Consider the following 13,662-nt stretch of genomic DNA (forward strand, 5'->3'; position numbering starts at 1 on the left):
CGCAGGAGCCGGCCCCGGGCACCCCCACTCCCGCACCAGCCGCGCGGTGCATCGTGTCGTTCGCCGAGCCCGGTGCGATGGACATGGTTTACATGGACACCACGTCGTCTACGCTGTGGTTCGAGAGCGAGTCGGATGCCGCGCGCCACAACGTCACGTTCGGTCGAATCGCCAGAAGCGGGCTCGCTCCCCGCGATTCCATCGCTCTGATGGGGCGTATTCGCAAGGAGTTGTAGTCGTGCCGCACTTCGAGTTCGTCAAGTCCAGCTACAGCAGCGGCAACGGCGAGTGCGTCGAGGTGGCCCGCAACGTCCCCCGTGCCGCCGCCGTCCGCGACTCCAAGAACCCCGTCGGCCCCGTCGTCGTCCTGGGCCCCGCCGCCTGGGACGCCTTCCGGGCCGGGCCGGGGCGATCGTCGGTCTGAGTGGACAGCCGGGGCCAGGAGGCCGGAGCGGCGATCCGGGCGGTCCTCGACCGGTGCATGGCCGAGGGGTTGGCGCCGGATTCGGTGGAGGGCGCCACGGACGAGCAGGTGGAGGCGTACGCCGTCGCGCAGGGCGTCACGACGGTGCCCGTCGCTGTCCGTGAGGTGCTGCGGCTGATCGGTGTGCGCCACGGGCTGTGGCAGGTCGGCAGCGCGCTCGGGGTGGACGCGGTCGGCGGGGACGCGAAGCGGTACGCACAGGCCGCCCTGGTGCCCGGAGACGGTGCGGTTCTCCGGGACCCGGCCGGGCTGCTGGTGCTGGTCGCGCACCAGGCGTACGCGTTCCACGTCGTCGACGGGGCCGATCTCGGCATGCCGGACCCGCCCGTGTGGCTGGTCACGGAGGGCGAACCGGCCCGCCCGGCCTGGCGCTCGGTGACCCACTGGTTCGACAGCACCAGCCCGGACGTCGGCGCGTACCGCACCCGCCTGGAGGTACTGGCGGAGACGGGTGGCTGGATGCCGCCCTGGACGTGGTACCTGCGCCCGGTCGATCCGGGGCGGGCGAGCTGACCGGCGGCGCCGCGTACTTCCTTGCCGTACGAAGGACGCTCCCGCATCCGTCCCGCTGCCGACGCGACCACCGCACGGCCGGTGGGGTTCCGGGGCCGAGTCCTGGCCCCGCCGGTCTCGTTCCTCCTGGTGGGAGGCGCCATGGCCCGCCGGCCCCGAGCTGGTGGCGGCACGAGGGCCGGTGATTCCTCGGGCGCTCCGGGAGGGGGCGCGCATCGGGCAATTCGTCGGTTCCTGCCGGAAATCGGGGCGCTGAGGTGCGCTGTTAGGGTGGCCGGATGTCATCGGTCAAGAAGTTCCAGGTCACCTTCGACTGCGCGAATACCGAACGTGTCGCCCGCTTCTGGTGCGAGGTGCTGGGGTACTCCCTGACGCTGCCCTCCGAGGGGGAGGGCACGTGGGCCGTGTGCTCCGACCCCGCGGGGGAAGGCCCGCGGATGTACTTCCAGCAGGTGCCCGAGGGCAAGGTCGCCAAGAACCGGGTGCACCTCGACGTGCGGGCCGGCACCGGGCTCGTGGGGGCGGAGCGGCTGGCCGTGCTGGAGGCCGAACGCGATCGGCTGGTGGCGCTCGGCGCGGTGTGCACGAAGGTGCTGTATGCCGACGAGGAGAACGAGTCGTGCATCAACATGCAGGACGTCGAGGGCAACGAGTTCTGTCTCGACTGAGCGTTCTCGGGGTCGTTCAGGCGCCGCCCCCGGAGAGTTCGAGGATGTGCCGGGCCGTGCCGGCGGGGTCGACGAGCTGGTGCAGGTGCTCGCCGGGCAGGTGTGCGACGCGCCAGCCGCGGTCGCGTGCCTCGGCGGCCGTCTCCTCGTACGGCGGCCCGAAGAGCAGGTAGGAGCAGGGGTGGTCGTCCCAGCCCGCCGGGACGGGGACGTGCTGCTCGTAGTAGGCGAGCGGCAGCCTCGGCTGCTCGGCGACGACCCGCTGCCGCACCTCGGGGTCGGAGAACATCGGCGCGATGTCGGCCTCGTCCCACCAGTCGGTCCAGCGCGGCAGCACGCCGTCGACCGCCAGGGGGCGGAGGAACTCCAGCAGGCCGGGCGGGGCGACAGGGGTGGGCCCGGTACGGGCCGGCAGCGCCGCGTCGACGAGGACCGAGGCGGTCACCGGGTGGTCGAGCCCGGCGCGGACGACCGGGAGGAACAGCCCCGCGTTGCTGTGCGCGACCAGTACGAGGGGGTGCTCCGCCGGGATTCCGTCGAGGCCGTCCCGGACGGCGTCGACGACCCGGGGCCAGTACGGCGGTCCGCCGGCTCCCACGTGCAGCAGGGACGGCACCCGCACCCGGTGCCCCGCGGCGGTCAGCCGTGCGGCCACCGGGGCCCAGGTGGAGGGACCCACCGACGGACTGTGGACGAGGACGAAGACCGGTCGCATACGGACATCGTGTCGCCGGTCCGCCGCCGGTCGCGACCGGATCGGCCGAGGGCGAACGCCGCGCGGACGGGGACGGCCGGGCACGGAAGAGGGGCCCCGCGCGGTGCGGGGCCCCTCTGCGTGGTGCGGTGATCGACCGGGCTACTTCTTGAAGGAGTAGTCCATGATCTTCTTCATGTCCGCGGAACGGTTGGTCGCGCTCGTGGAGGCGAGCACCGTGCCGACGATCGTCTTGCTGCCGCGGGTGGCGGCGAAGACCAGGCAGTACTTGGCCGTCGGACCGGAGCCGGTCTTGATGCCGATCGCACCGCTGTAGCTGCTGAGCATGGTGTTGGTGTTGGTCCACGACATGTAGCGGTAGCCGCCGGACTTCGTGGTGACCTTCTGCTTGGTCGACTTGGTCTTGACGATCGAGCGGAAGGTGGAGCTCTTCATCGCGCTGCTGGCGATCTTCGTCAGGTCGCGCGGCGTCGAGTAGTTCGAGCCGTTCCCTATGCCGTCGAACGAGTCGAAGTGGGTGTTCTTCAGCCCGAGGGACTTGGCCTGGGCGTTCATCTTGCCGATGAACGACTTCACGCGGGCCGCGCGGGTGGTGCCGGAGCCGAACTTGTCGGCCAGCGCGTAGGCGGCGTCGCAGCCGGACGGCAGCATCAGGCCGTACAGGAGCTGGCGGACGGTGACCTTGTCACCCACGATGAGGCGGGCCGACGAGGCGCCCTTGGAGACGATGTAGTCGCTGTACGCCTTCTGGATCGTGACCTTGGAATCCAGGTTCAGGTTCTTCTGCGACAGCACCACCTTGGCCGTCATGATCTTGGTGGTGGAGCCGGTGGAACGACGGGTGTCCGCGGCCTTGGAGAACAGGGACTTCGCGGTGCCGTTGTTCATCGTGTAACCGCCGGGGGCGGTGATCTTCGGGGTGGGCGGCGTGGCGGCCTGAGCCGTGGAGGCGAACAAGCCGCTCGCGATGACGGCACCCGCTGTCAGGGCCACGGTGGCGGAGGCGCTGATGCGGTTTATGCCCTTGATGCCGATTTTCAACTGAAAACTCCAAATGCCCCTTGAATGCGGCCACATGAAGGTGCCGCTCGGTGATGAGACTCATGAGACGGGGGGATGGATGTGCCGATTCCTGGGGCAATTTCGGGCTGCGGGCGATTTCCGGCCGGGTCGGGTGGAGGCGGGGCAAGGTGCCGGCCGGGTGGTGGCCGGTCCGCATCCTGGACGGGTTGCGGCATGCACGCATGTTGTATCTATGCTGTGTGCATGCCTGCCGCGCCCTCGACCGTGAAGCCCTCCGAGAAGACCGTCGCGAGAACGGCCGTGAAGCGGCCGCCCGCCGCCGAGCGCGTCTACACCCACATCAAGGAGGCGGTCCTGGACCGCCGTTACGAGGGCGGCACGCTCCTCACCGAGGGCGACCTCGCCGAGGCCGTCGGCGTCTCCCGCACCCCGGTGCGCGAGGCGCTGCTGCGGCTGGAGGTCGAGGGGCTGATCAAGCTGTACCCGAAGAAGGGCGCCCTGGTGCTCGCCGTGTCCGCACAGGAGATCGCGGACGTGGTGGAGACCCGGCTGCTCGTCGAGGAGTTCGCGGCCCGCAAGGCCGTGCCCGCCTCCCCCCGGCTGATCGCCCGGCTGGAGGAACTCCTGGCGGAGCAGCGTGTGCTGGCCGAGGCCGGGGACCTGGCCGCGGTGTCGGTGAAGGACCGCTGCTTCCACGCCGAGATCGTGCGCAACGCAGGCAACGAGATCCTCTCGCGCCTCTACGACCAGCTGCGCGACCGGCAGTTGCGGATGGGCGTCGCCGTGATGGAGGCGCACCCGGGCCGGATCGCCGCCAACATCACCGAGCACGGGGAGCTGCTGGAGGCGATCAGGGCCGGTGACGCGGAGGGCGCCGCACAGGTCGTGCGCCGCCATGTCGGCCGGGTCAAGGTGCTGGTCAGGGGTGAGGACCGGTGAGTTCCGCCGCTCCCACCCTGCCCCTGCCCGGCGATCCCCCCGGCGGCCGACGTGCCGTGCGGGTCTGGGGCATCGGCGTCGCGGTCTACTTCGTCGCCATCATCTTCCGCACCAGCCTGGGCGTCGCCGGGCTCGACGCCGCCGACCGGTTCCACGTCAACGCCTCCGCGCTCGCCACCTTCTCCATCCTCCAACTGCTCGTCTACGCGGGCATGCAGATACCCGTCGGCCTGATGGTCGACCGCCTCGGCACCAAGAAGGTCCTCGCCCTGGGGGCCGTCCTGTTCACCCTCGGGCAGCTCGGCTTCGCGCTGTCCCCCTCGTACGGCATGGCGCTGGCGTCCAGGGCGCTGCTGGGCTGCGGCGACGCGATGACGTTCATCAGCGTGCTGCGGCTCGGGGCGCGCTGGTTCCCGGCCCGGCGCGGTCCGCTGATCGGGCAGGTCGCGGCGCTCTTCGGGATGGCGGGCAACCTCGTCTCGACGCTCCTGATCGCGCGCTCCCTGCACGGGCTCGGCTGGACCACCACCTTCGTCGGCAGCTCGATGGCCGGCGTCGTCGTCCTCGTACTCCTGCTGCTGTTCCTGAAGGACCACCCCGAGGGCCACGAGCCGCCGCCCGTGGAGCGGGCGGGCGCCGCCTATGTGCGCGGGCAGATCGCGGACGCCTGGCGGGAGCCCGGTACCCGGCTCGGCATGTGGGTGCACTTCACCACGCAGTTCCCGGCCATGGTGTTCCTGCTGCTGTGGGGGCTGCCGTTCCTGGTCGAGGCACAGGGGCTGAGCCGGTCCGTCGCCGGTGAGCTGCTCACCCTGGTGGTGCTCTCCAACATGGCGTTCGGGCTGGTCTACGGGCAGATCGTGGCCCGGCACCACGCCGCCCGCGCCCCGCTGGCCCTGGGCACGGTCGCGGCCACGGCGCTGCTCTGGGCCTCGGCCGTCTTCTTCCCGGCCGACCACGCGCCGATGTGGCTGCTGATCGTGCTGTGCGCGGTGCTCGGCGCGTGCGGCCCTGCCTCGATGATCGGCTTCGACTTCGCCCGGCCCGCCAACCCCCCGGAGCGGCAGGGCACCGCCTCGGGCATCGTCAACATGGGCGGCTTCATCGCCTCGATGACCACGCTCTTCGCCGTCGGCGTCCTGCTCGACGCGACCGGCGACAACTACCGGATCGCGTTCTCCTCGGTCTTCGTGCTGGAGGCGCTCGGCGTCGTGCAGATCCTGCGACTGCGCTCCAGGGCCGCGCACCGGGAGCGGGAGCACCACGTCGTCAGCCGTGTGGAGGCCGTGCACGTACCGGTGTGACGTCCGCCGCCCGGTGCGACGAGGTGCGGTGCGGCGCGGTGCCGTGTCCCGCGCCGCGCCCGCCGCACCGGGGAGCGACTCACGGGGTGACGGCGAAGTTCCGCAGGATCGCGTCCGCCAGGTCCTGGTCGCCCTCGATCTTGATCCGGTCGGCGACCGCGCCCGGCCGCACCCGCCCGCAGGCGAGACGGAAGTACGTCTCCCAGTCCATCGCCAGCGTCACCGCGGGGCCGAGCGAGGGCGAACCGTCCACCGAACCGCGGCCCTCCGCGTCGACCCTGACGGTGCGCAGGAACTCCAGCGGTCCGTTCACATCGAGCACGATCGCCGAACTGGGCGGCGCCCCCGCGTCCTTGGCGACCACCTTCGGCAGCGCGTCGAGCAGGGTGTCCCGGACGACGGTGGCGCCGGGGGAGTCCAGGTTGCCGGGCCGGCCCAGCGTCGTCCGCAGGTCCTGCTCGTGCACCCAGACGTCGAAGGCCCGCATCCGCAGTGCCAGTTCGAGACTCTGCTCGGCGCCCAGCGGGGCCCGGACCATGGTCTCGGGGGCGCGCGTCTCGTTGCGCAGCTGACGTGCGCGGCGAATGATCGTGTACTCCAGCTCGGAGGTCATCTCCGGCGCGGTGTGGTGGCGCCGCACGTCGACCTGCATCTCCATGTAGCGGGCGAAGTCGCTCTGCACGTGGTAGAGGTCGCGGGGCAGGGAGTGGATCGGGCGGGGGTCGCCGAGCTGCTCGCACTCCATGCCGATGATGTGCGAGACGACATCGCGCACCGACCAGGCGGGGCACGGTGTCCTGCGATTCCACTCCCCCTCGGGGAGCGACTTCACCAGCTCGGCTATCGACTCGATGGAGTGGGTCCAGGCATCGGCGTAGGTCTGGAGGCTGGGATGGACGGTCACGGGACCCCTCGTGCGGTTCTGCGGTGCATGGGCTGGAGTGCTGGGCGCGGGCGGCGGCGGACTGCGTGGGAGGTTCGATCGCTAAGTTACGCTGCGAGCAGGCACCCCGGCAGTGCTTTCGTGTGACGATCGTAGGCCGTGTTGACGGCTTGAACGCCAGGACGGTGGTAGTGTGCGCGCCTCCCTCATCCAGATCGCAGTAGACCCGGACGAATCCGTCGACTCCCGCAGGCGGCGCGCGGCTTCGCTGGTCGCCTCCCGCCGCGGCGCGGACCTGGTGGTCCTTCCCGAGCTCTGGCCGGTCGGTGCCTTCTCGTACGCCGAGTTCGAGAAGGAGGCCGAACCGCTCCGGGGCCCCACCCACGACATCATGGCGAAGGCCGCGGCCGACGCCGGGGTCTGGCTGCACGCGGGCTCCGTCGTCGAGCGGGCCGCCGACGGCACCCTCTACAACACCTCGCTCGTCCTCACCCCCGAGGGCGAGCTGGCCGCCGCGTACCGCAAGGTGCACCGCTTCGGCTTCGACAAGGGCGAGGCGGTCATGATGGGCGCCGGGGACGAGCTGGTCACGGTCGCCCTGCCGCAGACCACGCTCGGCCTCGCCACCTGCTACGACCTGCGCTTTCCCGAGCTGTTCCGGGGGCTGGTGGACGCGGGCGCCCAGACGCTGGTGGTCGCGGCGGGCTGGCCCGAGCGCCGTCGCGCCCACTGGACGCTGCTGGCCCGCGCCCGCGCGGTGGAGAACCAGTCGTACGTCCTGGCCGTCGGCTGCGCGGGCACCCATGCCGGTGTCGAGCAGGCCGGGCACAGCCTCGTCGTCGACCCCTGGGGCGAGGTGCTCGCGGAGGCGGGCGCGGACGAGGAAGTGCTCGACGTGGAGTTCGACCCGGGAATGGTGGCGGAGACCCGTGAACAGTTCCCGGCCCTCAAGGACCGCCGCCTGGGCCGCTGACCCGGCCTCCCGGCCGTTTCACGTGAAACGGCCGGGCCCGGTCACCGCGAACCGGCCGGTCACCGCGAAGCGGTCACTGCGAGATCGGTCGGGCGGCGCAGGATCGGCCGGATTCAGCCGTCGCGTTCCTTGTCCGCGAGGACGATGACGCAGATCGCCACGGTGAGCAGGAGCGCCGCGTCCGCGTCCTCGCGCACGATGTCGATGCCGTAGGTGTCCCGGACGGTCAGCCACCGCCGGGAGATCTGGGCCAGCAGCTCCCCGTCGTACTCGATGGCGAACTCGCGGTCCAGGATCCTGCCGCTGACGTCGAGCACGGTGCCGTCCACCAGCGTGACCCGGTAGTGGTTGCGCAGCAGCGACAGCCGCTTGCGCCTGATCTCGGCGAGCTGTTCGCCGTCGCGCTCGACGACCATCGTGTCGCGCAGGCTGAGCAGCTTCTGCCGGCTCCGGACCAGGACCCGGCCCGAGGCGTCCTTCAGCTCGAAGGTGTCCCGCACCCGCATGGCCTTGCCGTCGACGAGGAAGACCTTGCGACCGTCCGTGTCCTCGATCCAGTAGTCGTCACCGACGGCGAAGAGCCGTTCGCGCACCAGGAATCTCATGGGCCACAGGTTCCCCCAGGAACCCCCGGAAGGCCCGGACCCTCCGGAATGCGCGCGGGCCGCGGTGATGTTGACTGTCCACATGGCAACACGTGCGCGCGTCAGGGCCCCCGAGCTGATCGGCAAGGGCGGCTGGCTCAATACAGGCGACCAGCAGTACACCCTCGCCGACCTGCGAGGACGCATTGTGATCCTGGACTTCTGGACCTTCTGCTGTGTGAACTGCCTGCATGTGCTCGACGAGCTGCGCGAGCTGGAGGAGAAGCACCGCGACACCGTCGTGATCATCGGTGTGCACTCGCCGAAGTTCGTCCATGAGGCCGAGCACCGAGCCGTCGTGGACGCCGTCGAGCGGTACGGGGTGCACCACCCGGTCCTCGACGACCCGGAGCTGACCACCTGGAAGCAGTACGCCGTACGGGCCTGGCCGACGCTCGTCGTCATCGACCCCGAGGGCTACGTCGTCGCCCAGCACGCGGGCGAGGGCCATGCGCACGCCATCGAGAAGCTGGTCGAGGAGCTGGAGGCCGAGCACGGCGCGAAGGGCACGCTGCGCCGCGGCGACGGCCCGTACGTCGCGCCCGAGCCGGTCGCCACGCACCTGCGCTTCCCCGGCAAGGCGCTGCTCCTGCCCGACGGCGGTTTCCTCGTCTCCGACACCACCCGCCACCGCCTGGTCGAGCTCGAACCGGACGGCGAGGCGGTGCGCCGGCACATCGGGTCGGGGGACCGGGGGTTCGCCGACGGCGGGCCCGAGGAGGCCCGGTTCTCCGAGCCGCAGGGGCTCGCCGCGCTGCCCGACGGGCGGATCGTGGTCGCCGACACGGTCAACCACGCCCTGCGCGCCTTCGATCCCGCCACCGGTACGACCACGACGCTCGCCGGTACCGGCCGCCAGTGGTGGCAGGGCTCGCCGGTCTCCGGCCCGGCCCGTGAGGTCGGCCTCTCCTCCCCCTGGGACGTCGCCTGGTTCGCGGACCGGCTGTGGATCGCCATGGCGGGCGTGCACCAGCTGTGGACGTACGACCCCGGGACGGAGACGGTGCGCGTCGAGGCGGGGACGACCAACGAGGGGCTGGTCGACGGACCGGCCGCCGAGGCGTGGTTCGCCCAGCCGTCCGGGCTCGCCGTGTCCGCCGACGGGACCCGGCTCTGGGTCGCCGACTCGGAGACGTCCGCCCTCCGGTACGTCGAGCGCGACGGCACCGGCTTCGCCGTCCGTACGGCGGTCGGCACCGGGCTCTTCGACTTCGGGCACCGCGACGGCGCCGCCGGACAGGCCCTGCTCCAGCACCCGCTGGGGGTGACCGCGCTGCCCGACGGGTCCGTGGCGGTCTGCGACACGTACAACCACGCGCTGCGGCGCTACGACCCCGCGGGCGACGAGGTCACCACCCTGGCCACGGACCTGCGCGAGCCCAGTGACGCCGTGCTGGTCGACGGCGACCTCGTCGTCGTCGAGTCCGCCCGGCACCGGCTGACCCGGCTGCGCCTGCCCGAGGAGGCCGTGCGCGTCGCCGAACAGGCGCACCGCACCCAGCGCGCGGCCACCGAGATCGCCCCGGGCACGCTCCGGCTCGACGTGGTCTTCCAGGCCCCCGCCGGACAGAAGCTGGACACCCGGTACGGTCCCTCGACCCGGCTGCTGGTCTCGGCGACCCCGCCCGGGCTGCTGGCCGGGGGCGCGGGGGCCGGCACCGACCTGTTCCGCGACCTGGTACTCGCCGACGGCGCCACCGAGGGCGTGCTGCACGTGTCGGCGATGGCGGCCTCCTGCGACGACGACCCGGCCAACGAGTACCCGGCCTGTCACGTCCACCAGCAGGACTGGGGCGTCCCGGTCCGGGTGAGTGCCGGGGGAGCGCCCCGGCTGCCGCTGGTGCTGGCGGGAATGGACGAACAGGAACAGGTCTGAGGCACCGGGCCGGGCCTCCGGACCGGCGGGTTCGGGCCCTGCCGGTCCGGACCCCGCCCCCCCCCGGGCGTCCGGATCCCACCCCCCGGTGCGATCCGGCTCCGGTGGTCCCGACCGGCAGTTCGGGGTCTGCCGGTCGGGACCTGTTCCGTCGGGACCCGCTGGGTCGGGGCCCGACAGTTCCGAGGCCGTCCGTGCCGTCGTGCGGCCGCGCGTACGGCACGGACGGCGGAGAGCGGGCATCGGCGGACCCGTCCCCCGCCTCGTCGGCATCGACGATTCTGGGCGCCGCCGCTCACGTTCCGCTGTCGTGATCCTGACGTTCCGCTGATGTACGGGGGCCGGGCGCACCCGGTCCGACGCACGGCACCCGGCGCACGGCATCCGACGCACGGGCCGCGGCCGGGCGTGCGGGGCGCGGGGCCGCAGGACCCGCCCGTGCGCGAGGGAGCGGGCCCCCGCGCACGCACGGTGTCACCCGTCGGCGGTGAGCCGGTGGGTGGCCTCCTCGTACCGCTTGCGGTACTCCGGCCGGGCCGTCACCCGCAGCAGTGCTTCGAGGGCCCGGACCGCGCCCCCGTCGTAACCGGTGCGCTCCGCCTCCCCGGCCGCCCGGTCCAGCAGCCGGATGCCCTCCTCCTCCGCGCCGAGCGCCAGGTGGGCCTCGCCGCTGGTGGTCAGCAGCAGCACCCTGCGGGCGACCTCCTCGTGCTCGGGGCCGAGGTCGAGCGCGGTCCGGGCGGACTCCAGGGCTTCCAGCGGCAGGTTCGCCGTGAGCTGCATCCGGGCCAGGTGCTGGAGGGCGAGCATCTCGGTGTGCGGGTCCTTCTCCGCACGGGCCAGCGCGACGGCCTGCTCGCAGTTCTCCAGCGCGGTGTCCAGCTCCCCCTGCTCGGCCTGGACGACGGCCAGGTTGATCAGCGCGGTCGCCTCGCCGAGCCGGTCGCCGGACTGCCGGGCGAGGCCGGGCGAGCGCTCCAGCAGGGCCATCGCCTCGGCGGTCCGGCCCTCCTCGGTCAGTACCCAGCCCAGCAGGTTGAGCACCCGCGACTCGGCGTACGTGTCGGCGTGGGCGCGGGCGGAGTCCAGCGCCAGTTCCAGCAGCGGGGACCAGTTGTCCCGCACCCGCCAGACCACCTGCGGCCACTGGAGCAGGATGATCCGCCACGCCCGGTCGTGGAATCCGGCGGTCCGGGCGGCGACGGCGGCCAGCGCCAGGTCGTCGCGCTCGGCGACCAGCCAGCGCATGGCCGTCGCCCGGTCGGCGAAGTCCCGCACGGCGGCGGGGCGGTGGTAGTCGTCCGGCAGGACGAAGCAGGGCTCGCCGCCGGGTTCGGCCGTGTCGGCGGCGGCCAGCGCGGTGGCGATGTAGTGGTCGAGGACGCCGATGAGGGCCTCGGGCCCGCTCGTGGGGTCCATGCCGCGGGCGTAGAGGCGCACCAGGTCGTGCAGCCCCCAGCGGCCGGGCGCGGTCTCGGCGACGAGGTGGGCGGTGGCGAGCCGCTCCAGCGCCGCGGCGGCGGTGACCGGGTCGGTTCCGGCGAGCGCGGCGGCCGTGTACGGGTCGAAGTGGCTGCCCGGGTGGTGGCCGAGCCGGGCGAGCTGGTGCACGGCGTCCTGCGGCAGCTGCTGCACGGTCAGCCGCAGCGCGGCCGAGACGCCGGTGTCGTCCACGTCGAGGTACGTCAGCCGGCTGCGCTCGTCGGCCAGTTCGTCGGCGAGACCGGCCAGGGTCCGGGTCGGGCGCCCCGCCAGCCGGGCCGCCGTGACCCGCAGCGCGAGCGGCAGTCCCCCGCAGAGTTCGGCGAGCCGGCGGGCCGCGACCGGTTCGGCCAGGACCCGGTCCTCGCCGAGCACCCCGGCCAGCAGGGCGGTGCCGTCCGGCGGTTCGAGGACGTCGAGCGGTACGGGGCGGGCGGCGTCCGAGGCGATGAGGCCCTCCAGCCGGTTCCGGCTGGTGACCAGGGTGACGCAGTCGCTGCCGCCCGGCAGCAGCGGCCGGACGGCGGCGGAGTCGCGGGCGTTGTCGAGGACGACGAGCAGCCGGCGCCCGTCGGTCAGCGAGCGGAAGAGCGCCGCCGCGGCGGCGACGGACTCCGGGACGCGGCGCGGTGCGACCCCGAGCGCCAGCAGGAACTCGCGCAGCACCTCGATGGCCGCGGGTTCGCCGGTGTCGCTGAACCCGCGCAGATCGGCGAAGAGCCGTCCGTCCGGGAAGGTGGCGGAGTTGCGGTGCGCCCACTGCACGGCCATCGCGGTCTTCCCCACCCCGGCCGGTCCGGTGACCAGGCAGACGGGTGCCTCGCCCGCCGCGGCCCGGGTCAGCGCGGCCAGCTCGGCGGTCCGGCCCTGGAAGCCGCGGGGTGCGCGGGGCAGCAGGTCGGCGGGGTGCGGGGTGGCGCCGAGGGGCGGCAGCTGGAGGGGCCGGGCCGCCGCGGGCGCGAGGGCGACGGCCGTGTCGCCGCCCGTACCGGCGCTCGCGGGACCGGGGGGCCGGGCCGTCGGACCGGCATCGGTCCCCGTCGCTGGGGCCCCGGAGTCCGGAGCGGCCTGCGCGGTGGCCGCCGGGCCGCTCGTGGTCCCGGTCGCGGCAGCGTCCTCGGCACGGGCGCCGGACCGGCCGGGGCCGCCGTCCGTCCGGGCCGGTCCGGGCGCCGCCGCGCCCCGGCCCTCGGAGGTGTTGCGCGCGGCGTCCGGTCCCGGGTCGCCGCGCAGGATCAGCGCGTACGCGTCGGCCAGCTCGTGTCCCGGGTCGATGCCCAGCTCGTCGGCGAGCAGCCGCCGGGTGCGGTGGAACCAGTCCAGCGCCTCGGACTGGCGCCCCGCCCGGTACAGCGCCGTCATCAGCCCCGCCGCCAGCGACTCCCGCATCGGGTGCGTGACCGCTTCCGCCCGCAGCACCGCCGCGGCCCGGTTGTGCTCCCCCAGCTCCGAGTAGGCGCGCGCCAGCTGTTCGACCGTGGCCAGCCGCGACTCCTCCAGGGAGTGCGCGGCGGCCTGGAGCGGCGGCCCGGCGAACGCGCCGCTGAGCGCGGGGCCCTGCCACAGGGACAGCGCCTCCTTGAACATCAGCACGGCGTCGGCGGGGTTGCGCTGTCCCCGCGCCAGCGTCAGCAACTCCTCGAACCGCTGCGAGTCCAGCAGGGTCTCCGGCAGCCGCAGCACGTACGCGTCGCCGAGGGTGACCAGCTCCACCCCGTACGCCTCCGCGTCCGCGCCGACCAGGAGGGCGCGCAGCCGGGAGACGTGCCCCTGGATGACGCTGCGGGCGTGCAGCGGAGGCTCGTCGTCCCACAGGGAGTCCGTCAGTCTCGCTATGGAGACGGGGGTGTTCGCGGACAGCAGCAGCGCGGCGAGCAGGCTGCGGCGCTTGGCGGGGCCGAGCGGCAGGGGCCCGGTGTACGTGTCGACGGAGACGGTGCCGAGCAGCCGGAACTCCACGAGCGGCTTTCCTTCCGGGCCGGACGCGCCCATGGCCGGGCAGCGGGAAAGTCCCAGGATATCGAGGCTCCCGAGGCATCGACGACGGGTGGCGCCGGTTACCGCCACGAAAGCGGAATGTCACATTCCGGCAGGTTCGGTAACCCTCGTGCGCGGGCCGGACGCCCGGCGCCGACGGACCCCGCCCGCCGCCCGGCGC

The 13,662-nt window shown here is 73.1% G+C and carries 13 protein-coding genes; 8 read left to right on the forward strand and 5 right to left on the reverse strand.

Going from position 1 to position 13,662, the window contains the following annotated elements:
* Positions 1 to 53: 53 nt before the first annotated feature.
* The 4 genes from ACFYW1_RS07970 to ACFYW1_RS07985 all read left to right on the forward strand — a co-directional run bounded on the left by ACFYW1_RS07970 (position 54) and on the right by ACFYW1_RS07985 (position 1,665).
* Positions 54 to 236, forward strand: a complete 183-nt coding sequence (locus ACFYW1_RS07970; protein ID WP_388988723.1) for a Scr1 family TA system antitoxin-like transcriptional regulator — start codon at positions 54 to 56, stop codon at positions 234 to 236.
* A gap of 2 nt (positions 237 to 238) precedes the next feature.
* Positions 239 to 424 (forward strand): DUF397 domain-containing protein, encoded by a 186-nt coding sequence (locus ACFYW1_RS07975; protein WP_388988726.1) that lies wholly within the window; start codon positions 239 to 241, stop codon positions 422 to 424.
* Positions 425 to 997 (forward strand): hypothetical protein, encoded by a 573-nt coding sequence (locus tag ACFYW1_RS07980; protein ID WP_388988729.1) that lies wholly within the window; start codon positions 425 to 427, stop codon positions 995 to 997. It begins immediately after the preceding gene.
* Between the two features lie 278 nt (positions 998 to 1,275).
* On the forward strand, positions 1,276 to 1,665 hold the full coding sequence (locus tag ACFYW1_RS07985) for a VOC family protein (RefSeq protein ID WP_388988732.1): 390 nt from the start codon (positions 1,276 to 1,278) through the stop codon (positions 1,663 to 1,665).
* 16 nt (positions 1,666 to 1,681) lie between these two features.
* Here the strand turns inward: ACFYW1_RS07985 and ACFYW1_RS07990 are convergent, their stop codons facing one another.
* On the reverse strand, positions 1,682 to 2,380 hold the full coding sequence (locus ACFYW1_RS07990) for an alpha/beta hydrolase (RefSeq protein ID WP_388988736.1): 699 nt from the start codon (positions 2,378 to 2,380) through the stop codon (positions 1,682 to 1,684).
* Positions 2,381 to 2,521: 141 nt separating this feature from the next.
* Entirely contained in the window at positions 2,522 to 3,421 is a 900-nt protein-coding gene (locus ACFYW1_RS07995) for a D-alanyl-D-alanine carboxypeptidase family protein (RefSeq protein WP_388988739.1), read from the reverse strand.
* Between the two features lie 225 nt (positions 3,422 to 3,646).
* Between ACFYW1_RS07995 and ACFYW1_RS08000 the strand changes: the two genes are divergently transcribed.
* Positions 3,647 to 4,342 (forward strand): GntR family transcriptional regulator, encoded by a 696-nt coding sequence (locus ACFYW1_RS08000; RefSeq protein WP_388988742.1) that lies wholly within the window; start codon positions 3,647 to 3,649, stop codon positions 4,340 to 4,342.
* On the forward strand, positions 4,339 to 5,646 hold the full coding sequence (locus tag ACFYW1_RS08005; RefSeq protein ID WP_388988745.1) for a nitrate/nitrite transporter: 1,308 nt from the start codon (positions 4,339 to 4,341) through the stop codon (positions 5,644 to 5,646). Before ACFYW1_RS08000 ends, ACFYW1_RS08005 begins: the two co-directional genes overlap by 4 nt.
* 79 nt (positions 5,647 to 5,725) lie before the next feature.
* On the opposite strand, the gene ACFYW1_RS08010 is transcribed toward ACFYW1_RS08005, so the two are convergent.
* Positions 5,726 to 6,550, reverse strand: coding sequence for a maleylpyruvate isomerase family mycothiol-dependent enzyme (locus ACFYW1_RS08010; RefSeq protein WP_388988749.1), 825 nt, complete (start codon positions 6,548 to 6,550; stop codon positions 5,726 to 5,728).
* Positions 6,551 to 6,722: 172 nt separating this feature from the next.
* Here ACFYW1_RS08010 and ACFYW1_RS08015 point away from each other — a divergent pair, with 172 nt between their 5' ends.
* Positions 6,723 to 7,502 (forward strand): carbon-nitrogen family hydrolase, encoded by a 780-nt coding sequence (locus ACFYW1_RS08015; protein ID WP_388988752.1) that lies wholly within the window; start codon positions 6,723 to 6,725, stop codon positions 7,500 to 7,502.
* A gap of 113 nt (positions 7,503 to 7,615) precedes the next feature.
* Here the strand turns inward: ACFYW1_RS08015 and ACFYW1_RS08020 are convergent, their stop codons facing one another.
* Positions 7,616 to 8,107: an LURP-one-related/scramblase family protein gene (locus ACFYW1_RS08020; RefSeq protein ID WP_388988755.1), complete on the reverse strand. Its 492-nt coding sequence runs from the start codon at positions 8,105 to 8,107 to the stop codon at positions 7,616 to 7,618.
* 82 nt (positions 8,108 to 8,189) lie between these two features.
* Here ACFYW1_RS08020 and ACFYW1_RS08025 point away from each other — a divergent pair, with 82 nt between their 5' ends.
* Positions 8,190 to 10,022 carry an NHL domain-containing thioredoxin family protein gene (locus tag ACFYW1_RS08025; RefSeq protein ID WP_388988758.1) on the forward strand — a complete coding sequence of 611 codons (1,833 nt, stop codon included), beginning with the start codon at positions 8,190 to 8,192 and terminating at the stop codon, positions 10,020 to 10,022.
* Positions 10,023 to 10,496: 474 nt separating this feature from the next.
* Here ACFYW1_RS08025 and ACFYW1_RS08030 read toward each other — a convergent pair whose 3' ends face one another.
* Positions 10,497 to 13,463, reverse strand: a complete 2,967-nt coding sequence (locus ACFYW1_RS08030; RefSeq protein WP_388988761.1) for a BTAD domain-containing putative transcriptional regulator — start codon at positions 13,461 to 13,463, stop codon at positions 10,497 to 10,499.
* Between the last annotated feature and the right edge of the window lie 199 nt (positions 13,464 to 13,662).

The organism is Streptomyces sp. NPDC002669, assembly GCF_042889165.1.
Taxonomy (GTDB): Bacteria; Actinomycetota; Actinomycetes; order Streptomycetales; family Streptomycetaceae; genus Streptomyces.

Excerpts from the sequence above, each read along its gene's own strand:
- ACFYW1_RS07985 (WP_388988732.1), top strand. The coding sequence starts at position 1,276 with ATGTCATCGGTCAAGAAGTTCCAGGTCACCTTCGACTGCGCGAATACC.
- ACFYW1_RS07990 (WP_388988736.1), bottom strand. The coding sequence starts at position 2,380 with ATGCGACCGGTCTTCGTCCTCGTCCACAGTCCGTCGGTGGGTCCCTCC.
- ACFYW1_RS08000 (WP_388988742.1), top strand. The coding sequence starts at position 3,647 with ATGCCTGCCGCGCCCTCGACCGTGAAGCCCTCCGAGAAGACCGTCGCG.
- ACFYW1_RS08020 (WP_388988755.1), bottom strand. The coding sequence starts at position 8,107 with ATGAGATTCCTGGTGCGCGAACGGCTCTTCGCCGTCGGTGACGACTAC.
- ACFYW1_RS08025 (WP_388988758.1), top strand. The coding sequence starts at position 8,190 with ATGGCAACACGTGCGCGCGTCAGGGCCCCCGAGCTGATCGGCAAGGGC.